Below are 24,296 nucleotides of genomic sequence, written 5' to 3' on the forward strand. Positions count from 1 at the left end.
TATTATGTGGTTATCTCCTACAAATATAACAAAAAGAACCTGGATAATGTTGTTTTACATATAGATTATTCCAAAGATATCCGTTGTACCGTAATGTCTTGGTTGAGGAATGTTGAGGCCGATTCAATAAATTTATCTTCGGCTTCTGTGGTACAAAAGCTGCAACTGCCTCCCCGAGTGCATTTCCGGTCCATTTCGGGGTGCCTGTAGAGGTAATCTTTCAGGCTGGCGGCTACATATTCTCCCTGTGCAACCACTTTCATACTTTGGGGCACGAACTGTTGTATCTTGGGCAGCAGCAGCGGGTAGTGGGTACATCCCAAAATGATAGTGTCTATCTGTCCGTCTTTGGCAAGCAGGTTGTTGATGTATTTACGGATGAAAAAGTCGGTTCCCTCACCATTGGCTTCGTTGTTTTCGACCAGAGGTACCCACATTGGGCAAGCTTCTCCACTTACTTTTATGTCCGGAAAGAGTTTATGTATTTCGAGCGGATACGATTCCGATTTGATGGTGCCGGCTGTGGCCAGTACTCCGACATGGCGGGTTTGGGTTATGCTGCCGATGCACTCTACCGTTGGACGAATGACTCCCAGGACTCTTCGGCTGGGATCGATATCCGGAAGGTTGTTCATTTGTATGGTTCTTAATGCCTTGGCCGAAGCTGTATTGCAGGCAAGTATCACTAAGTGGCAACCCATCTCAAACAGTTTGTTAACCGCCTGCAGGGTAAATTCATATACGATTTCAAAAGAACGGGTACCGTAAGGGGTACGGGCGTTGTCGCCCAGGTAGATATAGTCATAATCCGGAAGAGCCTCCCGGATTTTACTCAGGATGGTCAGTCCGCCATATCCGGAGTCGAATACTCCGATAGGACCGGGTTTCTGGGAAAGGGATTGTTTCATAACGGAGATGGGTTAAAATGTTACGAGCTACAAGTGACAAGTCGTAGCGTATTTTCCGCATAGTACTTGTAGCTTGTAGCTCGTAACTTTATAGCTTCCGACTCTTATTTAATGCCCAATTGGGTCTTTACTTTCGGAGTCAGGTTAATGCTCTGATTTTCGTTAACGTAAGGTATCGGAGTACGTGCCATGTCGAAAATGTAGATAACACCTTCTGCTGCGCCTACTGCTTTGATAGCATCGTCCAGCTTCTTGTATACCGGAGCCATCAGGTCGTTATTGGCTTTCTCCATATCCTGTTGCGCCTTAGCCTGGAATTGTTCTTGTCTCTGCATCATGTCTTCCAACTCTTTTTGTCTTCTTTCTGCAATCACAGTAGGAAGAGAGTCTTTCTGCTGCATGAACTCCTGATATTTTTTGTTGAATTCTTCTTGAGTTCTCTGAAGGTCCTGTCCGAGTTGTTTGTTCAATGCCTGCAATTCAGATTGTGCTTTGGTGTATTCCGGCATAGCCGAAACAATTTCCATTGCATTGATGTGACCGAATTTAAGATTTTGTGCGAATACGCCCATCGGGAGTACCAGCATCATTAAAAGTGCAATTTTTTTAAGCATAGTTCTATTATTTATTTGAATGATTACTTTTTAGTTATCGGCTGCAAATGTATGAAATTAATTTGAATATCCTAATTTCGCCAGCACTTCATTGCTCACATCAATGCGCGGAGTGGCAAAAATAATGCTCGAAGCTGAGGCTCTGTCCACTACTACAGCGTAGCCGTTTTCTTCGGCTACTACTTTTACTGCATTGTATATTTCATCCTGAATGGGCTTCATCAGTTCTTCTCTCTTCTTAAAAAGCTCGCCTTCGGGACCAAAGTACTTCCGTTTCAACTCTGAGGCAGCCTTTTCTTTTTCTACGATGGCATCTTCTTTTTGAGTTTTCTGCGCAGCCGTCAGCTTTGCAGATGCAGCTTGATATTCTTTAAACATGGTTTGTGCTTCCTTTGCCAATACTTCGACTTCACCCTGCCATTGTTTGGTGGCTTGGTTCAATTGTTCGTTGGCACGTTCGTAAGCCGGAATGTTCTTCAGGATATACTCCATATCGATCAGAGCAAACTTTTGTGCTTGAGCTGTCATACCTACGGCAAACAGCAAGATGATAAATAGAACAGACTTTTTCATAACGCTTAGTTTTTAATGAAACAATTAGAATTCCTGACCCAATACGAAGTGGAATCTGCTTCCGCCTGCGCTCTTGTCGCCAAGTACTTTGTCGAAACCGTATGCCCAGTCGATACCCATCATACCGATCATCGGGAGGAAGATGCGGACACCTACACCGGCCGAACGTTTCAGGTCGAACGGATTGAAGTTCTTCACATCATGCCATGCATTACCGGCTTCCAGGAATGTTAACGCATAAATATTGGTACTTGTTTCCAGCATCAGCGGATATCTTAATTCAAATCCGATACGAGTGTAGGCATATCCTTCCTGTCCACGGTACGGAGTTAACGAACTGTTTTCGTAACCACGAAGGGCGACACTCTCGGTTGCATAGCTTGAATATCCGGTCATACCGTCACCACCGACGTCAAATGTACCGAACGGAGATTTCTTATATTTGTTGTAGTGGCCCAATATACCGAATTCCACACGTGTCATCAGCACCGGAGTCTTTTTCACGGTTGTCGGGTTCAGCAACGGAATATATGTTTTTGCTTTGAACTTCCACTTATGGTATTCTACCCATTTGTGCATTTTGTTCATATCGTTCTGGTTGTACTCGTTATATTTACTGTAGTCTACTCCGTCGAACAGTGAGTAAGGCGGTGTGAACTGTACAGACAGAGAGAAGTCTGAACCACTACGCGGATAAATCGGGTTATCGTAAGAAGCACGGGCCAATGTCAAGCCGATGCTTAAGTCGTTACATTTACCGTTAGTTACCGGGAAGTACTGCCAGTCTTTCAAGATATATCTTTGATAAGAAAGCTCGGCTGAAAGCTGGAAGTAGTCATCTGGCCAGTTCAAGCGTTTTCCCCAACCTGCTGACAGACCCCACATTTTGATTGACTTGTCAGGGTCATAATAGTTTTCGTAGTTGTTATAGTTACCATAATTGTACATACCGTAACCGCCTAAGCCGCTGTAATAACTGTTGTAGTAATTGTTATAGTAGCTTGAGTTATAGTAACGGCTGCTGATATCAGTCTGAACTGAGAAGAATGCCGACAGGGAGAATGAATTCGGACGTTTACCTCCGAACCAGGGATCAAAGAACGAAATGCTATACTGCTGATAGTATTGTGCATTGGTCTGTCCACTGATGGTCAGTGTCTGTCCGTCGCCCTGAGGCAGGATACCACGATAGTTTTCTCCCGGGTGCAATAGGTTTGCCAAAGAGAAGTTTGTAAATTTCAAACTTAATTTACCGATAACACCCGTCTGTCCCCAACCGGCAGAGAACTCTACCTGGTCATTTGCTTTGGATACCAGATCATAGGCAATATCTACCGTTCCGTTCACTTGGTCCGGCTGAATATCCGGTTTGATGTTTTCCGGGTCAAAGTGTCCCATTTGTTGGATCTCACGCATAGAACGCATCAGGTCCTCACGGCTGAACAACTCGCCCGGGCGGGTACGGAGTTCACGGCGAACAACGTTTTCGTACAAACGGTCATTACCATTGATCTTGATCTTATTGATGCTGGCTTGCCGGCCTTCGTAGATTCTCATCTCCAAGTCGATAGAGTCGTTGTCGATATTCACTTCTACCGGATCTAACGTGTAGAACAGATAACCATTGTTGTAATAGAGGTTACCGATAGCGTCTTCATCGGTTGACAAACGTTCATTCAGCAATTTCTGGTTGTATACATCTCCTTTCTTCATGCGGAGCATAAAGTTCAGTTGTTCTGAGGGATAAAGAGTGTTACCCACCCATGTTACGTTGCGAAGGTAGTATTTATCGCCTTCCTCCAATTCAATGTATACATCTACCGTTTTATCGTCAAATTTGGATACGCTGTCTTTCACGATACGTGCATCGCGATAACCCAGTTCGTTGTACTTATCAATAATCAGTTGCTTGTCCTCTTCATACTTCTCATTAACAAACTTCTTGGTGCGGAACAAGTTCAGCAGTTTTCCCTTTTCGTTTGTTTTCTTCATCACACGTTTCAGCTTCGATGTTTTGATAGCATGGTTACCGGCAAAAGTAATGGCATGGACTTTTACCTTTTCTTTCTTATCGATATCTATGTCGACCAATACTTGATTTTCATTTGCAGGATCATCTCTTTGAGTGATGGTTATTTCTGCATTCTTAAATCCTTTATCGTCGAAATAGCGTTTACTTAAAACCTTTGCACGGTCCACCAGATTCGGGGTGATTTGACTGCCTTTTATCATACCCAGTTTGGTCTGTAGGTCTTCACGCTCCGACTTTTTCACACCGTGATAACGTATGTCTGAAATGCGCGGACGTTGAGTCAGACTGATCTTCAGCCAGATTTTATTGCCTTCTACCTTTTCGGCTGTGATTGATACGTTGGAGAACAGACCGTGACGCCAGTAGCGTTTGATTGCCCCCGTGATCTCATCACCCGGTACGGTAATAGTTTGTCCTACAGAAAGTCCGGACAGTCCGATAAGAACATAATCTTCGTAGTTCTTGACACCTTCGACCTTGATGTCGGCTATTTCATATTTTTTCGGTGTCCCGGAATACATGATAACGGGTTTTGATTCGTCAGTGTTAGCATCTTGTGCTACGCCCGGCAATGCAAAGCAAAACAGGCTGATAAACGTTACGAATATGAAGGAAATACGATAATGCATTTATGTTATAATTAAGTTTTGAGTTAACTGATTTGTTCGCTGGTCTTTCCGAATCTGCGTTCGCGTCTCTGGTAGTCACAGATAGCCTTGTGCAATTCTTCTTCCTTAAAGTCTGGCCAGAAGGTTTCACAAAAATAAAGCTCCGAATAAGCACATTGCCAAAGTAGATAGTTGCTTAAACGAATCTCTCCGCCTGTACGGATTAAGAGGTCCGGATCGGGCATGAAATTGGTTGTCAGATGCGTCTGGATGCTTTCCGAAGTAATTTCTTCAGGAGTCATTTCTCCTTTCTGAACCAATGTGGCAATCTGCCGTGCGGCCTCGGTTATTTCCCATCTGGCAGAATAACTGAGGGCAAGTACCAGACACATTCCTGTGTTTTTGGAAGTACGTTCGACACAGGCATTCAAGCGCTTCCGTACATTTTCGGGTAGTTTGTTGATGTCTCCGATGATACGGAAACTTATATTGTTTTTCATAAATGTTTCCTCTTCGATAGAGTCGAATAGGAGGCTCATCAATGCAGCGACTTCGTCCGATGGCCGGTTCCAGTTTTCGGTTGAAAAGGTATATAAGGTAAGGAATTTGACTCCTAACCTGGCTGCCTCTTCAGTGATGATATGCACAGTTTCGGCTCCGGCCTGATGTCCAAAACTACGTTCGCGTCCGCGTTGTTTGGCCCATCGTCCGTTACCGTCCATGATAATGGCTACATGCTTAGGTATCCGGTTTAAATCTATTTGTTCTTTATAGGACATTTCTTTAATTATTTGTTCTGTCTGGCAAAACCAAATTTATTAAGTCGTCCACGCCATACTTCGTTGGCATCGCCGTTACTCCATATTACCCAGATAAAGTTATCTTTGTCCACTACAGTAGAGTAGTTGTTCCCTCTGTCTTTGAATTCAGTCGGTAAGAAGATTTTCTTATCGGCTTTATACCAGGCAAGTCCTGCTTCCGATGTGTAGATCGTTTCGAACTTTCCTCCGAATGCCCAGAAAGCGTTGCCATAATAGAAGAAAGACGGTTTGTCGAGCTTCGGACAATAGGCAGTGGTCGATGACGTTTTTAAAGGAATCCAAAGTAAACCGTCCTGTGAACTCCAGGCCACCGAAGTTGTATCGCTTGCATTGCGATTATTGCCCATTACGGCTATCGTCTGTATTCCTGTAGCATTGAGATAAGAAGTTGCTGACAAATTATCCAGCGGGAAGTCAGATCCGACTTCTTCTGAACTGATATTCCATGTGGTTGCTTCAGGATTGCTTATCGCAAATGTAGATTGACTACCATTATTAATAATACCGGCAATTCCGGAGATATCCAGCAGATTGCCCTCATTCTTGGGGAAAGGAGCGATCAGCATCTCTACTTTACCGTTTTTATTCAAATCGGTTGCAAGACTCCATGATGCCCCATCTGAAGAAACATATACTTTCTCACCGTTTGTGGCATACAATTTTTCACCAAAGGCAATGAGGGAAGAGAGTTTTATGTTTTCCGGAAGACCGGTAACAGATACCTGTGTCCAACTTCTTCCTTTGTTGATTACGTCTCCTGATGATTTGTAGGCAGTAGTGTTTGCTGTATACACAAGAATGTCTTCACCCAGAATTACGGACTTCTGATACCCGCTGTAGTTAGCGAAGTTATCTGTCATTTTAGTCCAGTTCATGGAGTCCGGATCCTGTCGGTGTACGCGCACTGAAATGGTGTACTCTTTGGTATATTGCATATCCGCGGCCCATACCTTTATTCTCATGGGCTTTTCCATAGTGCCCCTGAAGTCAATAGAGTCAGAGTAATTAAACAAGGTGTCTTGACCCTCTGCGTTTTTAGCCGTGATTATTCCGGACGCTGTGGTCAATGTCTTTATAAGAATACGGTCAATAATTGTATCGGAGCCCACAGGCAGTGAATCCTGGTTATAAATAAGTCCAACTCCGTCAGGCCCAAATTGATCTATTGTAAATTTATAGTTTACCCCATGTACGGTATCAAGTGCAAATGCATGTATGGTAGCATCCGGGCTGTATTCAATTTCTTCAGTGTCAAGGCACGAAGTAACGGCAAACGATACAAGGAAGAAACTTACAATTACTGATAAAAACTTTATTCTCATTTGAAAGATTGTGTTTATTTACAAGTTGCAAAAATAGGAACATTTTTCTCTATATTGAACATTGAAGGGAAGTTTTATATAAAATTATAGATAATCTGCTCGATTTTGTCGATATAAAACTCCCTGAATGCTGCGAATTTAGGTATTTCTCTTTAAGTAATGCCTGAAGGTTGTAGCGAAATGTTTTTCTTCTGAATAACTAATTTTATCGCTTATTTCAGGTGCTTTAACACCGGAATAAAGCCGTTTGTCGCTTCTTTCTATAATAATTTCATCCCATATTCCGGAGCAGATAAATGATTCCAGCAATATCTTGCCTCCTTCGACCATCAAGGATTGTAGATTACGCTGATAGAGGGTTGCCAGTATTTGTGGCAGAATATCTGTTTGATAGTCCAAGGGGATATATTCCAGATTCTTTTTACCGGGGCGGTGGCATTCCGTAAAAATGAGTGTAGGCACACTGCCATCCAAAAGGTGTGAAGTCTGAGGAAGCGAATGATTACGGTCCAGAGCTATGCGTGCCGGGTTATGCCCGTACCAGTGACGTACAGTTAATGCCGGATCGTCTAATAATGCTGTTCGGGTACCTACCATGATAGCATCCGATTCTGCTCTTTTTTTATGTACCAACATGGAAGTGAGGGGAGTGGATAATAGCACAGGATGTCCTTCTGTACGCTCTAAGTCGATGAAGCCATCAGCCGATTCTGCCCATTTTAAAACAATATAAGGGCGATGAAGGGTGTGGAAGGTGATGAATTTCCGTATAAGTTCGCGGCACTCCTTTTCCAGGACTCCCACTATGACCTCACGTCCGGCATTCCGTAATTTTTGGATGCCTTTACCCGCAACTTTGGAAAATGGGTCCTGGCAACCGATTACGATTTTGGGAATTTGCTTTTCTATGATTAGGTCAGCACAGGGAGGTGTCTTTCCATGATGGGAACAAGGCTCAAGGCTTACGTATATAGTACTGCGTTTCAGTAAAGAGGAGTCTTTAACAGAACGGATAGCGTTGACTTCGGCATGGGCTTCTCCACAACGGACATGATAACCTTCGCCGATGATTTGTTCATCACATACGATGACGGCCCCCACCATTGGGTTGGGAGATACGTTGCAAAGACCGTTTCTTGCCAATTGGATGCAACGTCTCATGTATTTTTCTTCTTCCATCTTTTAGGCTTATAGCTATATTATTTGTATTTTTGCACCCCAAAATAATGAGAATGAACTGCGTCACCACTTATATCCGCCAGTCTTTACACCATATTTATCCACCGGGAGAACTCAGGAGCCTCACAAAAATGATTTGTTGTGATCTGCTGGGGCAGGATGCTATTGACTATTATTTGGGCAAAGATATAATTTTATCTGCAAACGAACAGCGTGATTTAGAAAGCATTGTTGAACGGTTGAAGAAAAACGAGCCAATTCAGTATATTCAGGGAAGGGCAAATTTCTACGGATCCATGTTCCGGGTAGCTCCGGGAGTCCTGATCCCTCGTCCCGAAACTGAAGAACTGGTGGATTTAATAGTAAAAGAGTCTGCTACAGGTGTCCGTCTGCTTGATATAGGAACCGGAAGTGGGTGTATTGCTATAAGTTTGTCTAAGCATATTCCTGGAGCGGAGGTTACGGCGTGGGATGTGTCGGAAAATGCACTTGCCATTGCCAGGCAAAACAATCAGGAACTGAAAACTAAAGTGAATTTTGAGAAAGTGGATGTCTTTTCTACGGAGTTTTCTGGAGACAGACGATATGATATTATTGTAAGTAACCCTCCTTATGTGACAGAGAGCGAAAAAAATGAAATGGAACCTAACGTCTTGGATTGGGAGCCCGGTCTGGCTCTGTTTGTTCCGGATAATGATCCTTTATTATTTTACCGGCGTATTGCCTCTTTGGGGAGAGAGATGCTAAGTCTGCATGGTAAACTCTATTTTGAGATAAATCGGGCGTATGGTGAAGAAGTTTTGCAAATGCTTGGCGGAAAGGGATATAGAGACCTTCGTTTGATAAAAGACATATCGGGTAATGATCGAATTGTAACTGCTAAACGATGAATATAATAACAGAAGAAGATGCGTTAAACCGCATGGCTGGCTATTGCTCTGCAGCCGAGCATTGTAAAGCTGAAGTGAGTGAAAAACTACAGAAGTGGGGCTTGCCTTATGAAGCGGTCAATCGGATTATTGATCGGCTTGTGGTTGAGAAGTTTATAGATGAAGAACGTTACTGTAGGGCATTTGTCAATGATAAGTTTCGTTTTGCCAAATGGGGTAAAATGAAGATTGCTCAAGCACTTTACATGAAAAAGATATCTCGTGAAGTGTCTTATAAATACCTGAATGACATTGATCAGGAAGAGTATCTTGCTATTTTGGGAGATTTGATGGCTGCTAAACGTAAAAGTATACACGCTAAAGATGAATTCGAGTTGAATGGGAAGTTGATCCGTTTTGCTATGAGCAGAGGATTTGAAATGGATGATATCCGCCGTTGTGTGCAAGTGGAAGAAGAGTAAGTGACAAATAACAAAAAAATAATACGGCTTCTTCTTTTTAGTCTCGTTCCATTTCCGTATTTTTGCATCCTGTAATTATCATAGTTAGTTTAGTTATGAAAAATTTAGAGAGATTATTCGCCGAGAAGTTGTTGAAGATTAAAGCTATTAAGCTTCAACCGGCAAATCCGTTTACATGGGCTTCCGGATGGAAATCACCGTTTTACTGCGACAACCGTAAAACCCTTTCTTATCCTTCTCTTCGTAGTTTTGTTAAGTTCGAAATTACACGTCTGATTCTGGAACGTTTCGGACAGGTAGATGCCATTGCCGGAGTTGCAACAGGTGCTATTCCTCAAGGTGCTTTGGTAGCTGATGCATTGAATCTTCCGTTCGTGTATGTCCGTTCTACCCCTAAAGACCATGGCTTGGAGAATCTTATCGAAGGCGAACTTCGTCCGGGTATGAAAGTCGTTGTAGTAGAAGATTTAATCTCTACCGGTGGAAGTAGTTTGAAAGCCGTAGAGGCTATCCGTCGGGATGGTTGTGAAGTAATTGGTATGGTAGCTGCCTATACTTACGGATTCCCGGTTGCCGAACAGGCTTTTAAAGATGCTAAAGTACCTTTGGTAACGTTGACTAATTATGAAGCAGTGTTGGATGTTGCATTGCGTACCGGTTACATTGAAGAAGAAGATATTGCAACGTTAAACGAATGGCGCAAGGATCCAGCTCATTGGGAAACCGGAAAATAAGACTGATTTTTTTGATGATTAAAATATAGAAAGAAGGGCCATTCGGACAGAGTTTGTTCGGATTGTTCTTCTTTTTTCTTTATAAGTAAGATAGAATAAGATGACTAAATTTGAGAGTAGTGTCAAGGTAATACCTTATAGCCAGGAACGTGTGTACGATAAACTTGCGGACCTTAGTAACCTGGAATCCATAAAGGACCGTTTACCACAAGACAAAGTGAAAGATATGAGTTTTGATACGGATACACTTAGTTTCAATGTAGATCCGGTGGGACAGCTAACCCTTAAGATTATTGAACGTGAGCCCTGTAAGTGTATTAAATTTGAGACGATTAATTCTCCTCTGCCTTTTAATATGTGGATTCAGATTGTATCTTCAGCCGATGAAGAATGTAAACTTAAAATAACCATTGGGTTGGATATTAATCCATTTATGAAAGCAATGGTACAGAAGCCTTTACAGGAAGGACTGGAGAAGATGGCTGATATGTTATCCATGATACAATATTAAAGAATATGGCACAGAAACTTTGGGAGAAATCTGTTGAGGTAAACAAGGATATAGAACGCTTTACCGTTGGTCGTGACCGTGAGATGGATCTTTATCTTGCTAAACATGATGTACTTGGTTCAATGGCACATATCACTATGCTTGAGAGCATAGGTTTATTGACAAAAGATGAATTATCTTTATTGTTAGCCGAATTGAAAGATATTTATGTTTCTGCCGAGAAAGGTGAGTTTGTAATAGAAGGAGGAGTTGAGGACGTTCACTCTCAGGTGGAGTTGATGTTGACTCGTCGGTTGGGAGATGTGGGTAAGAAAATTCATAGTGGTCGTTCACGTAATGACCAGGTATTACTTGACTTAAAGCTTTTTACCCGCACACAGATAAAAGAAGTGGCAGAGGCGGTGGAGCAACTCTTTCACGTTTTAATTCGTCAGAGTGAACAATATAAAGATGTATTAATGCCCGGGTATACTCATTTGCAGATTGCGATGCCCTCGTCATTTGGCCTTTGGTTCGGGGCATATGCCGAAAGTTTGGTGGACGATATGCTCTTTTTGCAAGCTGCATTTAGGATGTGTAACCGTAATCCTTTGGGATCGGCTGCGGGATATGGTTCTTCATTTCCTTTGAATCGTACGATGACTACCCAGTTGCTTGGTTTTGACTCTTTGAACTATAATGTAGTTTATGCTCAAATGGGACGTGGCAAGATGGAGCGTAACGTCGCTTTTGCACTGGCAACAATTGCAGGAACCATTTCAAAATTGGCTTTCGATGCCTGTATGTTCAATAGCCAGAATTTTGGTTTTGTGAAACTGCCGGATGAATGTACTACCGGTTCCAGTATCATGCCGCATAAGAAGAATCCGGATGTGTTTGAATTAACACGAGCTAAATGTAATAAGTTGCAATCTCTCCCACAGCAAATTATGATGATTGCCAATAACCTGCCTTCTGGATATTTTCGTGATCTGCAAATTATCAAGGAGGTTTTCTTGCCGGCTTTTCAAGAACTGAAAGATTGCTTGCAGATGACTACATACATCATGAATGAAATTAAGGTGAATGAACATATTCTTGATGATGATAAATATCTTTTTATCTTTAGTGTAGAAGAAGTGAATCGCCTTGCACGTGAAGGTATGCCTTTTCGGGATGCTTATAAAAAAGTAGGCTTGGATATTGAAGCTGGTAACTTCTCGCATAATAAGAAGGTGCATCATACTCATGAAGGGAGTATTGGTAATCTTTGTAATGATGAGATATCCGCTTTGATGCAAAATGTAGTGGAAGGCTTTAATTTCTACAGCATGGAACAGGCTGAAAAGACCTTGTTAGGGCGTGTTTGATAGATTATTGCTATGTGAAGATAACTTCTATCTTTACATAGCTTTTATGATAAAAATAGTTTTCCGTTTCTTTGAGAATTTTTTCTTTGGAAAAAGTTTGGCAGAAAGCAGGAAACTACTTATCTTTGCACCCGTTGAAAAAACGCGGAAATAGCTCAGTTGGTAGAGCATAACCTTGCCAAGGTTAGGGTCGCGAGTTCGAGTCTCGTTTTCCGCTCTCTTTGAAAGGATGCTCGAATGGTGGAATGGTAGACACGAAGGACTTAAAATCCTTTGGCCATTGCGGCTGTGCGGGTTCAAGTCCCGCTTCGAGTACTATAGTTGCATCCTAAAAAGCTCCATAAGTAATGAACTTATGGAGCTTTTACTTTATTCATGGAGATGTTATCTATATGCCGTTTAGTTATGCAATAAGGATAACATTCGCATGCATTGATGGACAGTTCTCTCTATGTTGCTGCAGGTCCTTGATTTTTCCATAGCTTGCTCTTGAGAAACCGGACCTTCTACAATAGGATATACAGCCAGAAAACCTGCATTATTCAGCAATTCGGTTTCATCCACACATCCGGCAATACCAATTACAGGAATATTTTTTCGTTGGGCTGCTTTGAGAACTCCCATAGGGGCTTTTCCCATTATAGTTTGGGCATCCATTTTCCCTTCGCCTGTAATCACAAGATCGGCTCCTTGTAGTTTTTCATTAAAATGGAGAGCATCCAATACAGTATCAATTCCCCGGGATAACCGAGCGTTGAAGAAGGCCATAAAACCGCCACCCATGCCTCCGGCTGCTCCTGCTCCAGGGATAGCATCAATATCCTTATATAGGGTTTGGGCAATCAACTGTGCGAAATGCTTCAGTCCTGTGTCTAATATGCGTATTTGTTTTGCATCGGCTCCTTTTTGGGGAGCAAAAATAAATGCGGCCCCTTGTGGTCCGGAAAATGGGTTGTTTACATCGCATGCGATGGTGAATGTACACTTTGCCAGTTTATCTTCCGGGAAATCGTTGCTATCAATCATCTCTATCTTTTGAAGTATTTCTCCTCCATACCCTAATAAATTCCCGGCTATATCCCGGAACTTCATGCCTAATGCCTGCAACATTCCCGTGCCTGCATCATTGGTGGCACTACCTCCGATTCCTATCAGAAATTTCCTGCAACCGTGTTCCAAAGCATCCTGTATTAATTCGCCTGTACCATAAGTGGTTGTTTTCATCGGATTTCTCAGATGGGGTTCAATCAATGTCAGTCCACTCGCGGCTGCCATTTCGATGACAGCAGTTTCTCCATCTCCCAAAACGCCATACCGGGCTTCTATTAACCGCATTAATGGATCGTGCACGTGACACGAATGTATCCGTCCATTTGTTGCACTGACCAGTGCTTCAATTGTTCCTTCTCCGCCGTCCGCTATAGGGAGTTTTATGATTTCACATTTCGGAAATACTTTTCGAATACCTTTTTCACAAGATACAGCTACCTCAGCGGATGATAGGGAACCCTTAAACGAGTCGGATGCAATGATTATCTTTTTCATGCTTGGAGAAAATTGTTTTTATTTAGAAGATGTGATAATAATCATAAGAAGCGTTGAAAATAAAAAGCCGGAATGTAACACGAATCATTCCGGCTTTTGTCCCTAATCAAACCTAATCTAACAAACCTATGAAGCTATTCTGTTGCTGATAACCCGCATTGCTGCAGTGTAATATTCACAGGGGACAGAAAGCAGTATGCAATCTATTCCTTTGTCCTTCATCACCACTTCGATAGATGCAGCCTTTAGAAGGGTTCTCACACTTGCCACTTCCCATGGGCTACCAGCGAATACTTCAACCTGAGAAATCTTTCTACTTACTACCATTTGCTTTTTAGTTATTAAATGAATATGTTGCAAATATAGCAGGTTGTTTTCTTTCAGAAGAGCAATTTTAGTTCATATTATAGCACTTATGTTGCAAACGTTTGCTGATTTGTTGGTTTGATCAATATTTTATGTACGAATTTTGTATAATTGGGCTATTTCTCATCATTCTTACGGATTTCCACCCGCCGGATTTTGCCACTGATAGTTTTGGGTAATTCATCTACAAATTCAATGACACGTGGATACTTATAAGGAGCCGTTACTTTTTTCACATGGTTCTGGAGTTCTTTTATCAATTCTTCACCTGCACGTTCTTTATAATCTTTTGCCAGCACAATAGTTGCTTTTACCACTTGCCCTCGAATTTCATCGGGTACACCAGTGATGGCACACTCCACTACAGCAGGGTGGGTCATCAGCGCACTTTCTACTTCAAACGGTCCGATACGGTAACCGGAGCTTTTTATTACGTCATCGGCACGCCCTACAAACCAAAGATAGCCGTCTTCATCTTTCCAGGCCACATCACCTGTATAATAGATGCCGTCATGCCATGCTTCGTGTGTACGCGCAGCGTCGCGATAATACTCTTTGAACAGTCCCAACGGTTTACCGTTAGTAGTCCGAATAACAATCTGTCCTTGTTCGCCAGCCTCTACCGAACGGCCTTCATAGTCTATCAGGTCAACATCATATTGGGGGTTAGGGACTCCCATGCTTCCCGGTTTCGGTTCCATCCAGGGGAAGGTGGCAACTGTTAGTGTTGTTTCCGTTTGGCCGAACCCTTCCATCAGTTTGATGCCTGTCAGTTTCTTAAATGTATCGAATACTGCCGGATTTAATGCTTCACCGGCAATCGTGCAATATTCCAAGGAAGAAAGATCGTATTTGGTCAGATCTTCGTGAATCAGAAAACGGAAGATTGTGGGAGGGGCACAAAGTGAAGTAACATGGTAGTTTTGTATTTTCTCCAATATGTCGGCTGGAGTAAACTTCTCGTGGTCGTAGACGAAAACATTAGCTCCGGCTATCCATTGTCCGTACAGCTTTCCCCATACAGCTTTTCCCCAACCTGTATCAGCGATGGTGAGATGAAGGCTGTTCTCTTTCAGATTGTGCCAGAAACTACCGGTGACAATATGTCCCAACGGATAGGTGAAATCATGTGCAACCATTTTGGGCTCACCGGTCGTTCCGCTGGTGAAGTACATCAAAGAGATATCATCGTTGGAGTTGGGATGTTCCGGTTTAGCGAAAGGGGCTGCATCTTTAATGCCTTGATGAAAATCTTCGAATCCTTCTGCTATTTCAGGGCCAACACTTACCAAATGTTTCACTGTAGGAGAGTCCGGCATGGCATCTATGATATGTTTAGTAATAACCTCTTCTCCGGCTGCTACGATCATCTTTATATCGGCTGCATTGCAGCGATATACAATGTCTTTCTTGGTTAGCAGGTGGGTGGCAGGGATAACAACGGCTCCCAGCTTATGCAAAGCGATGATGCTGAACCAAAATTCGTAACGTCGTTTCAATATCAGCATGACCATATCACCATGTCCGATGCCCAGACTTTGAAAGTAGGATGCTGTCTGATCTGTATATTGTTTTATATCCGCAAAAGAGAACTGGCGTTGTTCACCTTTGTCATTGGTCCATAACAAAGCCGGTTTGTCTGGCTGTTCAGCAGCCCAGGCATCTACTATATCGTATCCGAAGTTGAAGTTTTCCGGAACATTTATCTTTAAGTTCTTGACAAAATCTTCCTGTGAACTGAAGGAAGTTTGCGATAAAAATCTATCTATCATTTTCTTCATTTAAATAATTACATGATTACTGCCAGAAAGCGCACTGTTTTTCCATCCAGTGCTTTCATTCCATGGGGCAGTTTTGAGTTGAAGTACAAGCTGTCTCCTTCGTTTAGTATCAGGTCTTTTCCATCTATGCTGATCATCATGCGACCTTCAAGTACCAAGTTGAACTCCTGGCCGCCATGGCTATTATAGTGTATCGGTTCGTTGTCCGGTTTTGGTTCGACAGTTACGATAAACGGGTCGGCGTTTCGGTTCATAAAGCCCGCCGCTAATGATTGGTATTTATACGCCTTTGTACGTTCTATACTGGTTCCTTTACCTGCACGGGTCAGGAAATAGCTGCTCATCTTAGGCTCTTCTCCGAACATCAGAGCATCAAGAGCTATGCCGTATTTACGTGCGATTTTTTGCAGCATACTTACTGAGATGTCGTAATCTCCGGTTTCTGCAAGACGATATTCTTCCGCTGAAATCTCACAATCACGGGCGATGTCTTCAGCTGTCAGTTCAAGTACGTCACGTAGTCCACGCAGACGTTCTGCTATTTGTTTAATTTGGTCGTCCATATAAATTTAGTGTTTAGTGATTAATGTTTTTGTTTTTTGTGATTAAAATTAGATAATCACTATCTTGATGCTTTCATTGCTTTAATAATGGCAGAGGTAAATCCATTATGCTCTAACTCATTGATACCTTTGATTGTAATTCCACCGGGAGTAGTCACTTTGTCAATCTCTACACTCGGATGGGTATCGTTGTTCAGTATCAGTTCGGCAGCCCCTTTTACAGATTGCGCAATCATATCCATGGCATCCGACGGGCGGATTCCCATTTCAATACCTGCTTGCATAGCAGCCTGAATATATTTCAGTACATAAGCAATGCCACAAGAGGTTAGAGCAGTAGCTGCTTCCAGCTTGTCCTCAGGCAAAATCATAGCCATCCCCATCTCACTGAAGAGGTTGACCATCAGTGTTTCCAGATCGTGTCCGGCATTTCGTGAAGCTATCAGTGTCATACTTTGTAGTTCGCTGATAGCTGTATTGGGGACAATACGGAACATGGGCATCTCTGGTTCAACGACATCATGCGCCAATTGTTCGAAGCTGATTCCGGCTGCAACGGAAACGAGAATCTGTTTGCTTTTTAGTTTCATTTCGCGGAGCACACTTCTGATTAGCCAGGGTTTCACGGTCAAAATCACAATATCAGCACCGATAGCAGCTTCTGCATTATTGCGAGTGGTAGTGATAGAAGGGAATTCTTTTTTCAACGCTTCCAGTTTTCCGGCACTGGGGTTGGACACTATAATATCGGAAGCCGAGATCAGCTTGCCTTTTGCCAGTCCGCAGGCAATGGAGCCTCCCATATTTCCTGCACCAATGATAGCTACTTTCATATTTTATAATTATTTAGTCTGTTTCTGACAAAGGTATAAGTAAAAAGTGAAAATACGAGCAAACGTGGCAGGTATTTTCACTTTTTCACTTTCCTTATAAGGATGCTGATTATTAACCGAGTACTTTTCTTAGCCGGACAAGGAATTCATCGGCTTCTGCCTTGCTGAGGCAGAGAGGAGGTAGCAAACGGATTACATTCGTACCACTGGCACCGGTAAATACTTTTTGTTCGTGAATCAGGCGGTTGCGGATTTCCTTTACCGGTTGGTCGAACTCCATTCCGATCATAAGTCCGCATCCGCGAACTTCTTTGATTTCTCTGAATTTTTTCAATTCTTCTAACAGATAGGTACCGATGTCGGCTGCATTTTCTACCAACTTTTCCTGTTCAATGACATCCATCACCGCCAGTGCAGCGGAGCAAGCCAGATGATTGCCACCAAAAGTAGTCCCGAGCATGCCATATACCGGTGTGAATATCGGGCTGATCAGTACTCCTGCCATGGGAAATCCGTTTCCAATACCTTTGGCAACAGTGATTATGTCAGGTTTGATTCCGGCATACTGGTGGGCAAAGAATTTGCCACTACGTCCGTAACCGCTTTGTATCTCGTCCAAGATCAGGATTGTGCCGTTGTCAGTGCAGGCTTTACGAAGTTCCTGCAGGAATTCGGTTGTTGGTATTTTGATACCGCCTACTCCTTGTATGCCTTCAATAATGACAGCACAAACATCTCCTTTTGCCAGTTCGGCTTTCATCGCCTCCGTATCGTTTAGCGGAAGGTAGGTTATATGCCCGTTGGCATTGATCGGAGCTATAATCTTAGGATTATCTGTAGCTTCTACCGCCAGCGAAGTACGCCCGTGAAAAGCTTTGCCGAAAGATATTACTTTGGTCCGTCCGTTATGGAACGAGGCCAATTTCAGTGCATTTTCATTTGCTTCGGCACCACTGTTGATCAGGAATAGGGAGTAATCTTCATATCCGGATAGTTTTCCAAGACGTTCGGCTACCTGTTGCTGTAACTTGTTGATTACAGAATTTGAATAGAAGCCCAGTGTTGCCACTTGCTTGCTAATCATGTCAACATAATGCGGGTGAGCATGTCCGATCGAGATGACAGCATGTCCTCCGTAGAGATCCAGATATTCCGTGCCGTTTTCATCCCAAACGTGACAACCTTTTCCTTTTACTATGTTTATATCAAAAAGGGGATATACGTCAAATAGGTTCATTGCTTTTTAGAATGCAGAGGGTTTAAGGCGCAGGCCTACCGTCTCCTCCAGATTAAACATCAGGTTCATGTTATGGACTGCCTGCCCGGATGCACCTTTCAACAGATTGTCAATACAAGAAATGATCAATAGTTTATCACCGTGTTTTTCCAGGTGAATCAGACATTTATTGGTATTTACTACCTGTTTCAGGTCTATGTTTTTGTCTACGATGTGTACAAACGAGTCTTTGGAATAATATTCCTCATACATGCGTACAATTTCCTCTAATGCTACCTTTGTTTTTACGACTAAAGTAGCAAAAATACCGCGGGGAAAATCACCCCGGTAAGGGATGAAGTCAATTTCTGAATCAAAACTATTCTGTAATTGTTTCAGTGATTGCCTGATTTCGGGAACGTGTTGGTGTTCAAAAGCTTTGTACACGCTCATATTATTGTTTCGCCAACTGAAATGACTGGTGGCTCCAGGTTTTACTCCTGCTCCTGTGCTTCCTGTAATAGCGTTTACCATTACATCTCCGTTTAGCATCAGATGTTTTGCCAATGGAAGTAATCCTAATTGGATACAAGTAGCAAAGCATCCCGGATTGGCTACATGTTTTGCTGTGCAGGTTGCACGGCGATTTAATTCCGGCAGGCCATAAATAAAGTCATGATCCGGTGAAGCAATGCGGTAGTCCATTGATAAATCAATGATTTTCAGATCCTCCGGAATGTTGTGACTTTCTATAAATTTCTTTGTATCTCCATGGGCGGTACAGAAGAAAAGCACATCGATGTCTTCTAACGGGAGTTCGTCGGTAAAGACCAGATCGCACTCTCCGTAAAGTCCTTCATGCACATCGGTAATTTTGTTTCCGGCATTACTGGTACTGTTAACGAATATGATTTCGGTTTCGGGATGGTTGATAAGCAGGCGGATAAGTTCGCCTGCCGTGTATCCTGCTCCGCCAATTATTCCTGCTTTTATCATACTTCTTCGTCTTTATGGTTAGCATAGTAAACACGTAGCGGGGTAGAAGTTACTTTGATGAAGCCTTTAGCGTCTTCGGCTGTCCAACCCTTTTGCATTTCTCCATATTCACCAAATTTGGTTTTTACCAGATCGTCTTGTGACTCTACACCAACGGTAGAGAATGACAAGGGGCGGAGTTCAAGGATTGCAGTACCGTTTACATTGCGCTGAGATTCCTGTAGCATTGCTTCAATATCACGCATTACCGGTTCCAGATACTGGCTTTCGTGAAGGAACATGCCATACCAGTTGGCTACTTGGTCTTTCCAATATTGTTGCCATTTGCTCAGCGTATATTTTTCGAGGAACCGGTGTGCGCCGATGATAAGCATCGGGGCAGCTGCTTCAAATCCAACACGTCCCTTAATACCGATGATGGTATCTCCTACGTGCATATCACGACCAATACCGTAAGCTGCACCTATTTCTTCCACCTTCTGGATGGCTGCAATCTTGTCTTCAAAGACTTCACCGTTTACAGCATGAAGCTCACCGTTTTTAAATTCAAGGCGCAGTAGTTCGCTACCTTCTTTGGTGACTTGTTTCAGATAAGCTGTTTCGGGCAATCCCTGTGCGCTGTCCAGAATTTCTCCTCCGCAGATGGAAGTACCCCATAATCCGACGTTATAAGAGTATTTCAGCTTCGTAAAGTCGGCTTCGAAACCATTTTTGTTCAGGTAATCGATTTCCTCCTGACGACTTAGGGCCATATCACGAGTCAGCGTAATGATTTCTACACCTGGAGTCATGACAAGGAAAGTCATGTCAAAGCGAATCTGGTCGTTTCCTGCTCCGGTAGAACCATGTGCAATGGCTTCTGCACCAATCTCCTTGGCATAACGTGCAATGGCCAGTGCCTGGAAGATGCGTTCGGAGCTAACAGAAATCGGGTAAGTGCCATTACGCAGTACGTTGCCGAATATCATGTATTTCAAACTCTTTTCGTAGTATTCTTGAGTGACATCGAGGGTGACATATTTCACAGCACCCAGTTTGTAGGCATTCTCTTCGTTTTGCTTCAGTTGTTCTTCGCTGAAACCGCCTGTATTGGCGCATGCAGCGTACACTTCATATCCTTTTTCCTTAGCCAGGTACATTACAGTGAACGAGGTATCGAGACCTCCGCTGAATGCAACCACTACTTTCTTTTTCTGTTCCATAGTGCTGTATTTTTTAAATGTTATTTCTTTCTTGTTCCTTTTTAATGTTATGCGGATCTGCCGGATCATATAGCATGGCGGTGCAAATACAGAATTTACGATTCTTTGCCACCAGGATTTCATGGTTAGTGCAACCTTCACATCCTTTCCAGAAAGCTTCGTCATCGGTCAGTTCATTAAATGTGACCGGTACATATCCCAGTTCCGTGTTCATTTTCATCACGGCCGCACCACTGGTCAAACTGAATATTTTAGCTCTCGGCCATCGTAGACGAGCCAACTGAAAAGAGGCCTGTTTGATACGTTTGGCCAATCCTAATCCCCGGAAGTCGGGATGTACAATCAATCCCGATGTAGCAACGTATTGTTTGTTTCCCCATGATTCAATATAAGTAAATCCGGCAAACACATCTCCACTGAGGGCTATGATTGCTTTTCCTTCTTTCATTTTGGTGGCTACGTACTCATGTGTACGTTCTGCTATTCCGGTTCCGCGTACTTTTGCTGCGTTTCTGATTGTTTCCAAAATAGTGTCAACGTAAACCTCATGCGAGGCGTCGGCTACCATAACATCTATTTGTTGAGTGTCCATTTTTGATTTAGTGTAGAGTATAATTGTTGTTAGTTAGTTGATATTCGGAATAATGAGAGACAAGAAACTTCGTACGGCAGTGGGAGTCACTCCTTCGCGCAGCACCAGCATGATGGTATCGTCTCCGGCAATCGTTCCCAGAATGGTATCCGACTCACGGTTATCAATGTCGTAAGCCATGCTGCTCGCGTATCCGGGGCGGGTTTTGATTACTGCAATATTTCCGGAGAACTGAAGGGAGATGAATCCGTTATTCATTAACATTTCACTGGCACTTTGGTCGCCAACCCGTTTGTACATGATGTCATTGGGCAATACATATACATATTTGCCATTCATGCTGGCAGCTTTGGCTACTTTCAGTTGTTTCAGGTCACGTGAAAGAGTGGCTTGTGTCAGTTCGAATCCTTCCTGTCCTAATTCTTGCAAGAGTTCTTCTTGTGAACCTACTTCTTTACTGGAGATAATCATTTTTATGGCATCTAACCGGTTTGCTTTCTTCTTCATCTTGTATAATTATTCTAAGAATGGCGCAAAAGTATGCAATAATTTGGAAATAGTATGCATAAAAGGCTGTTTTTTTACTCTTTTTATACATAAACATAGCATATGTTGTGGAAATATGCAGAAATAGTAGCATGAATATATCTATGCTTGAATGGTTATGTAGTTTTTATGAATTGCTGAATTCTGATTAGAAGCGATATATAAATAAGGTGAAGATATATTTCTATGGAATCAGAACTGATTGGGAGGTGGATAGTTGTATGGAAAGGAAGATTAGGAAAACTGTTGTTTTTAATATAATTCAATTATTCCTCTAAAAAAACAGACAAGCCGCTCAATTTGAACGGCTTGTCTATGCGAATGTCGGAATGAGGCGACTCGAACGCCCGACCCCTACGTCCCGAACGTAGTGCGCTACCAACTGCGCTACATTCCGCTATCTGCAAAGTGGTGCCACCAGGAATCGAACCGGGGACACAAGGATTTTCAGTCCTTTGCTCTACCAACTGAGCTATGGCACCTTTGTGATTGCGGGTGCAAAGATAGGTATAATTTTTAATACTGCAATAGTTTGGCAAAGAAAATATAAAATATTTGCTCAAACGAGGTGAAGAGCATCTTTCTCTTCCGGATTTTAAGATGGATATAATATACATTTCTGATGAAAATGACATTAATTGATACGTTTCTATACATAGGACAGGGCGTTAATTGGGGACATAACTTGCCATCTGTATTATTAGGAGGAAAGGTTTTTTTAAATGTAGTCATTTTCAGTAAAATAAAGGTTTACTCTTCCTTTGACATCCTGAATGGTTTCTCCAAAGAAATAAGAGGTTGTATCCGGTAGAATTTAGATTAAATCTCCGGATACAACCTCTTTCATTCAGGTAGATAGATATTTCCTTTTAACTTTACTTTTGCGGAGTGTCCTTATCAGAAGGAGCAGAACCTGCTGACGGTGCAGAAGTAGTGCTGGTGGAAGTGTTAGCACCGCTTACAGCCGGGCCGGATACTGTTGCAGTAACGGGAGCTGCTTGCGGTTTGGCTTGTGCTTCCCAGTGGAAGGGTTCAAAAGTACTGTTGGGGTCGGCCCATGATGGTTTCTTTGCTGCGTAGATGATGAACGGAGCAATGACTACAACCAGTGCGCCGATGATCAATACTGAGAACCATACAGTGTTGCTGCCGGTAGAGATCTGGCTGGGCGGAATGAAGCTGAGGATGAATGCCAGCAATGAGCCAAGGAAGCCCAGGCCGCCTACAATCCACATTAAACCATTACCCTTCTTACCGATACGGAACGGGCGGTTGGCCTTCTTCATGTTATAGCGCAGATAGATGGCGCCGGAGAACATAAGCAAGTACATCACCAGATAAAGAATAACTGTCAACTGTGACAAAATCTGATAGAAACTCTGTACGGAAGGCATAACCACAAACAAAAGGCTCAATACGGTAACAGCACCACCCTGAACGAACAGAATGTTTTTCTGTACACCCAGTTTGTTGGTCTTCTGGAAGAACGGAGGCATATAACCGGCCTTACCTACGGCAAAGATACCTTTTGACGGACCGGCAACCCATGTCAATACACCTGCCAACACACCGAATGCAAGGGCGATGGCGATGATTGGTGATAACCAGGAGGCATGGATATATCTGAAGTAATTGTCGAAACCTACAAGTAAGCTCTGTGTCAAGCTGATGTCCTTGGCCGGAATAATGATACCCAGTGAGAATGTACCCAATACGAAAATGATTACGGTGATAAATGCACCGATAAATACAGCTTTCGGATAGTTTTTTGACGGGTTTTCCATATCCTTTACATGGATACCGCCCATTTCCATACCGGCATAAAAGAGGAAGATACTGGCTGCTAACACCACGTTATCAAAGTTGGTCAGGTCGGGGAAGAAACTGCTGTGGAAGTCGAGGTTGGAATGACCTCCGGATGCCAGGTAGGCAATACCCAGAATAATCAGCAGGGCAGCCGGAATAATTGTTCCGACCATACCACCTACTTTAGCTACTTTACCTACCCATCCCATACCTTTCAGTGAGATGAAGGTAGCCAGCCAGTAGATGATAAGCACAACGGCCAGTGTGTAGTATTTATTGCTGGCCAGTGTCATGTCATGTGCGTCATTTGTTCCGATGAAAGCGATGGATACGGCACCGAATGTCAATACAGTCGGATACCAGATCGTACTTTCAATCCATTGTACCCAGATGGCAAGGAATCCTAATTTTTTTCCGTATGCTTCGCCTACCCAACGGAACACACCACCTTGTTTGTCTTGGAACATGGCAGCCAATTCCGCCGCAACGAGTGATGTCGGAATAAGGAATACGATAGCTGCGAAAAGATAATAGAAGGCCGAACTCATTCCATATACGGCCTCGGCAGGAAGTCCACGTAGGGATACTACTGCCGTTACGTTCATGATCGCCAGGGTGAATACCCCCAGTTTCACTGCTTGTTTAATATTTGCCATAAGTTAAGGTTTTAAGTGAAAAATATTTTTAAGTCAGTGTCTATAACAACGTTTAACGTAAGATGTTTCAGTTTACTAACGTCAAACTTGGTTAATTAACATCGGCCAAGAGTGAGAAAACCGGTTTTCCTCCTGATCTTGATTCGATATCAAACAAATCGTGTATGACTCTTGTTCCTTTTGCATAATTAA

Annotated in this window: 23 protein-coding genes and 4 tRNA genes; 7 read left to right on the forward strand and 20 right to left on the reverse strand. The window is 42.9% G+C overall.

Annotated elements, in window-relative coordinates; all coding sequences use genetic code 11:
• Positions 1–65: 65 nt before the first annotated feature.
• From murI to ribD, 7 genes are all read right to left on the reverse strand, one after another.
• A complete protein-coding gene (gene murI, locus R3O62_RS06715; protein ID WP_122296859.1) occupies positions 66–908 on the reverse strand; it encodes a glutamate racemase in 843 nt (280 codons plus the stop codon).
• Between the two features lie 104 nt (positions 909–1,012).
• Positions 1,013–1,522: an OmpH family outer membrane protein gene (locus R3O62_RS06720; RefSeq protein WP_005810775.1), complete on the reverse strand. Its 510-nt coding sequence runs from the start codon at positions 1,520–1,522 to the stop codon at positions 1,013–1,015.
• A gap of 57 nt (positions 1,523–1,579) precedes the next feature.
• Positions 1,580–2,095, reverse strand: a complete 516-nt coding sequence (locus R3O62_RS06725; RefSeq protein WP_005778948.1) for an OmpH family outer membrane protein — start codon at positions 2,093–2,095, stop codon at positions 1,580–1,582.
• Positions 2,096–2,119: 24 nt separating this feature from the next.
• Positions 2,120–4,756, reverse strand: coding sequence for an outer membrane protein assembly factor BamA (gene bamA / locus R3O62_RS06730; RefSeq protein ID WP_032531764.1), 2,637 nt, complete (start codon positions 4,754–4,756; stop codon positions 2,120–2,122).
• A gap of 23 nt (positions 4,757–4,779) precedes the next feature.
• Positions 4,780–5,514 (reverse strand): isoprenyl transferase, encoded by a 735-nt coding sequence (locus R3O62_RS06735; RefSeq protein WP_005778944.1) that lies wholly within the window; start codon positions 5,512–5,514, stop codon positions 4,780–4,782.
• An 8-nt stretch (positions 5,515–5,522) separates the two neighbouring features.
• Positions 5,523–6,878 (reverse strand): DUF6242 domain-containing protein, encoded by a 1,356-nt coding sequence (locus R3O62_RS06740; protein ID WP_269110183.1) that lies wholly within the window; start codon positions 6,876–6,878, stop codon positions 5,523–5,525.
• A 138-nt stretch (positions 6,879–7,016) separates the two neighbouring features.
• A complete protein-coding gene (ribD, locus tag R3O62_RS06745; RefSeq protein WP_032535394.1) occupies positions 7,017–8,057 on the reverse strand; it encodes a bifunctional diaminohydroxyphosphoribosylaminopyrimidine deaminase/5-amino-6-(5-phosphoribosylamino)uracil reductase RibD in 1,041 nt (346 codons plus the stop codon).
• A 53-nt stretch (positions 8,058–8,110) separates the two neighbouring features.
• Here ribD and prmC point away from each other — a divergent pair, with 53 nt between their 5' ends.
• From prmC to R3O62_RS06780, 7 genes are all read left to right on the forward strand, one after another.
• Positions 8,111–8,947: a peptide chain release factor N(5)-glutamine methyltransferase gene (gene prmC, locus R3O62_RS06750; RefSeq protein WP_022011450.1), complete on the forward strand. Its 837-nt coding sequence runs from the start codon at positions 8,111–8,113 to the stop codon at positions 8,945–8,947.
• Positions 8,944–9,408: a regulatory protein RecX gene (locus R3O62_RS06755; RefSeq protein ID WP_005778936.1), complete on the forward strand. Its 465-nt coding sequence runs from the start codon at positions 8,944–8,946 to the stop codon at positions 9,406–9,408. The genes prmC and R3O62_RS06755 overlap by 4 nt, the downstream gene beginning before the upstream one ends.
• 95 nt (positions 9,409–9,503) lie before the next feature.
• The gene (gene pyrE / locus R3O62_RS06760) at positions 9,504–10,142 is read left to right on the forward strand and encodes an orotate phosphoribosyltransferase (protein ID WP_005810767.1); all 639 of its coding nucleotides are present in this window, start codon (positions 9,504–9,506) and stop codon (positions 10,140–10,142) included.
• A gap of 100 nt (positions 10,143–10,242) precedes the next feature.
• Positions 10,243–10,653 (forward strand): SRPBCC family protein, encoded by a 411-nt coding sequence (locus tag R3O62_RS06765; RefSeq protein ID WP_005778931.1) that lies wholly within the window; start codon positions 10,243–10,245, stop codon positions 10,651–10,653.
• A 5-nt stretch (positions 10,654–10,658) separates the two neighbouring features.
• On the forward strand, positions 10,659–12,002 hold the full coding sequence (gene argH, locus R3O62_RS06770) for an argininosuccinate lyase (protein ID WP_317472421.1): 1,344 nt from the start codon (positions 10,659–10,661) through the stop codon (positions 12,000–12,002).
• A 144-nt stretch (positions 12,003–12,146) separates the two neighbouring features.
• Positions 12,147–12,219: transfer RNA gene (locus tag R3O62_RS06775), tRNA-Gly, on the forward strand.
• A gap of 14 nt (positions 12,220–12,233) precedes the next feature.
• Positions 12,234–12,317 (forward strand) — tRNA-Leu (locus R3O62_RS06780).
• Between the two features lie 84 nt (positions 12,318–12,401).
• On the opposite strand, the gene R3O62_RS06785 is transcribed toward R3O62_RS06780, so the two are convergent.
• The 13 genes from R3O62_RS06785 to gadC all read right to left on the reverse strand — a co-directional run bounded on the left by R3O62_RS06785 (position 12,402) and on the right by gadC (position 24,104).
• Positions 12,402–13,547, reverse strand: a complete 1,146-nt coding sequence (locus R3O62_RS06785) for a glycerate kinase (RefSeq protein ID WP_032531759.1) — start codon at positions 13,545–13,547, stop codon at positions 12,402–12,404.
• Between the two features lie 126 nt (positions 13,548–13,673).
• The gene (locus R3O62_RS06790; protein WP_005778894.1) at positions 13,674–13,874 is read right to left on the reverse strand and encodes a DUF2007-related protein; all 201 of its coding nucleotides are present in this window, start codon (positions 13,872–13,874) and stop codon (positions 13,674–13,676) included.
• A 155-nt stretch (positions 13,875–14,029) separates the two neighbouring features.
• Positions 14,030–15,685 (reverse strand): AMP-binding protein, encoded by a 1,656-nt coding sequence (locus R3O62_RS06795; protein WP_032531776.1) that lies wholly within the window; start codon positions 15,683–15,685, stop codon positions 14,030–14,032.
• A 17-nt stretch (positions 15,686–15,702) separates the two neighbouring features.
• Complete coding sequence (locus R3O62_RS06800) at positions 15,703–16,257, reverse strand: helix-turn-helix domain-containing protein (protein ID WP_005778890.1); 555 nt, start codon at positions 16,255–16,257, stop codon at positions 15,703–15,705.
• A 59-nt stretch (positions 16,258–16,316) separates the two neighbouring features.
• Positions 16,317–17,090 (reverse strand): pyrroline-5-carboxylate reductase, encoded by a 774-nt coding sequence (gene proC, locus R3O62_RS06805; protein ID WP_005810731.1) that lies wholly within the window; start codon positions 17,088–17,090, stop codon positions 16,317–16,319.
• Positions 17,091–17,202: 112 nt separating this feature from the next.
• Positions 17,203–18,327, reverse strand: a complete 1,125-nt coding sequence (locus R3O62_RS06810; RefSeq protein ID WP_005778885.1) for an aspartate aminotransferase family protein — start codon at positions 18,325–18,327, stop codon at positions 17,203–17,205.
• 6 nt (positions 18,328–18,333) lie between these two features.
• Positions 18,334–19,302, reverse strand: coding sequence for an N-acetyl-gamma-glutamyl-phosphate reductase (argC, locus tag R3O62_RS06815; protein WP_005778883.1), 969 nt, complete (start codon positions 19,300–19,302; stop codon positions 18,334–18,336).
• Positions 19,299–20,504 (reverse strand): argininosuccinate synthase, encoded by a 1,206-nt coding sequence (locus tag R3O62_RS06820; RefSeq protein ID WP_005778881.1) that lies wholly within the window; start codon positions 20,502–20,504, stop codon positions 19,299–19,301. Before R3O62_RS06820 ends, argC begins: the two co-directional genes overlap by 4 nt.
• A gap of 13 nt (positions 20,505–20,517) precedes the next feature.
• The gene (locus tag R3O62_RS06825; protein WP_005778879.1) at positions 20,518–21,096 is read right to left on the reverse strand and encodes a GNAT family N-acetyltransferase; all 579 of its coding nucleotides are present in this window, start codon (positions 21,094–21,096) and stop codon (positions 20,518–20,520) included.
• A 33-nt stretch (positions 21,097–21,129) separates the two neighbouring features.
• Positions 21,130–21,603 (reverse strand): arginine repressor, encoded by a 474-nt coding sequence (locus R3O62_RS06830; protein WP_005778877.1) that lies wholly within the window; start codon positions 21,601–21,603, stop codon positions 21,130–21,132.
• 363 nt (positions 21,604–21,966) lie between these two features.
• A tRNA-Pro gene (locus R3O62_RS06835) sits at positions 21,967–22,039 on the reverse strand.
• Positions 22,040–22,051: 12 nt separating this feature from the next.
• Positions 22,052–22,124 (reverse strand) — tRNA-Phe (locus tag R3O62_RS06840).
• A 393-nt stretch (positions 22,125–22,517) separates the two neighbouring features.
• The gene (gadC, locus tag R3O62_RS06845; protein ID WP_022011454.1) at positions 22,518–24,104 is read right to left on the reverse strand and encodes a putative glutamine/gamma-aminobutyrate antiporter GadC; all 1,587 of its coding nucleotides are present in this window, start codon (positions 24,102–24,104) and stop codon (positions 22,518–22,520) included.
• Positions 24,105–24,296 lie beyond the last annotated feature (192 nt).

Source organism: Bacteroides hominis (assembly GCF_033042785.2).
In the GTDB taxonomy this organism is placed as follows: domain Bacteria; phylum Bacteroidota; class Bacteroidia; order Bacteroidales; family Bacteroidaceae; genus Bacteroides; species Bacteroides hominis.

Excerpts from the sequence above, each read along its gene's own strand:
- murI (WP_122296859.1), bottom strand. The coding sequence starts at position 908 with ATGAAACAATCCCTTTCCCAGAAACCCGGTCCTATCGGAGTATTCGAC.
- R3O62_RS06720 (WP_005810775.1), bottom strand. The coding sequence starts at position 1,522 with ATGCTTAAAAAAATTGCACTTTTAATGATGCTGGTACTCCCGATGGGC.
- R3O62_RS06725 (WP_005778948.1), bottom strand. The coding sequence starts at position 2,095 with ATGAAAAAGTCTGTTCTATTTATCATCTTGCTGTTTGCCGTAGGTATG.
- bamA (WP_032531764.1), bottom strand. The coding sequence starts at position 4,756 with ATGCATTATCGTATTTCCTTCATATTCGTAACGTTTATCAGCCTGTTT.
- R3O62_RS06735 (WP_005778944.1), bottom strand. The coding sequence starts at position 5,514 with ATGTCCTATAAAGAACAAATAGATTTAAACCGGATACCTAAGCATGTA.
- R3O62_RS06740 (WP_269110183.1), bottom strand. The coding sequence starts at position 6,878 with ATGAGAATAAAGTTTTTATCAGTAATTGTAAGTTTCTTCCTTGTATCG.
- ribD (WP_032535394.1), bottom strand. The coding sequence starts at position 8,057 with ATGGAAGAAGAAAAATACATGAGACGTTGCATCCAATTGGCAAGAAAC.
- prmC (WP_022011450.1), top strand. The coding sequence starts at position 8,111 with ATGAACTGCGTCACCACTTATATCCGCCAGTCTTTACACCATATTTAT.
- R3O62_RS06755 (WP_005778936.1), top strand. The coding sequence starts at position 8,944 with ATGAATATAATAACAGAAGAAGATGCGTTAAACCGCATGGCTGGCTAT.
- pyrE (WP_005810767.1), top strand. The coding sequence starts at position 9,504 with ATGAAAAATTTAGAGAGATTATTCGCCGAGAAGTTGTTGAAGATTAAA.
- R3O62_RS06765 (WP_005778931.1), top strand. The coding sequence starts at position 10,243 with ATGACTAAATTTGAGAGTAGTGTCAAGGTAATACCTTATAGCCAGGAA.
- argH (WP_317472421.1), top strand. The coding sequence starts at position 10,659 with ATGGCACAGAAACTTTGGGAGAAATCTGTTGAGGTAAACAAGGATATA.
- R3O62_RS06785 (WP_032531759.1), bottom strand. The coding sequence starts at position 13,547 with ATGAAAAAGATAATCATTGCATCCGACTCGTTTAAGGGTTCCCTATCA.
- R3O62_RS06790 (WP_005778894.1), bottom strand. The coding sequence starts at position 13,874 with ATGGTAGTAAGTAGAAAGATTTCTCAGGTTGAAGTATTCGCTGGTAGC.
- R3O62_RS06795 (WP_032531776.1), bottom strand. The coding sequence starts at position 15,685 with ATGATAGATAGATTTTTATCGCAAACTTCCTTCAGTTCACAGGAAGAT.
- R3O62_RS06800 (WP_005778890.1), bottom strand. The coding sequence starts at position 16,257 with ATGGACGACCAAATTAAACAAATAGCAGAACGTCTGCGTGGACTACGT.
- proC (WP_005810731.1), bottom strand. The coding sequence starts at position 17,090 with ATGAAAGTAGCTATCATTGGTGCAGGAAATATGGGAGGCTCCATTGCC.
- R3O62_RS06810 (WP_005778885.1), bottom strand. The coding sequence starts at position 18,327 with ATGAACCTATTTGACGTATATCCCCTTTTTGATATAAACATAGTAAAA.
- argC (WP_005778883.1), bottom strand. The coding sequence starts at position 19,302 with ATGATAAAAGCAGGAATAATTGGCGGAGCAGGATACACGGCAGGCGAA.
- R3O62_RS06820 (WP_005778881.1), bottom strand. The coding sequence starts at position 20,504 with ATGGAACAGAAAAAGAAAGTAGTGGTTGCATTCAGCGGAGGTCTCGAT.
- R3O62_RS06825 (WP_005778879.1), bottom strand. The coding sequence starts at position 21,096 with ATGGACACTCAACAAATAGATGTTATGGTAGCCGACGCCTCGCATGAG.
- R3O62_RS06830 (WP_005778877.1), bottom strand. The coding sequence starts at position 21,603 with ATGAAGAAGAAAGCAAACCGGTTAGATGCCATAAAAATGATTATCTCC.
- gadC (WP_022011454.1), bottom strand. The coding sequence starts at position 24,104 with ATGGCAAATATTAAACAAGCAGTGAAACTGGGGGTATTCACCCTGGCG.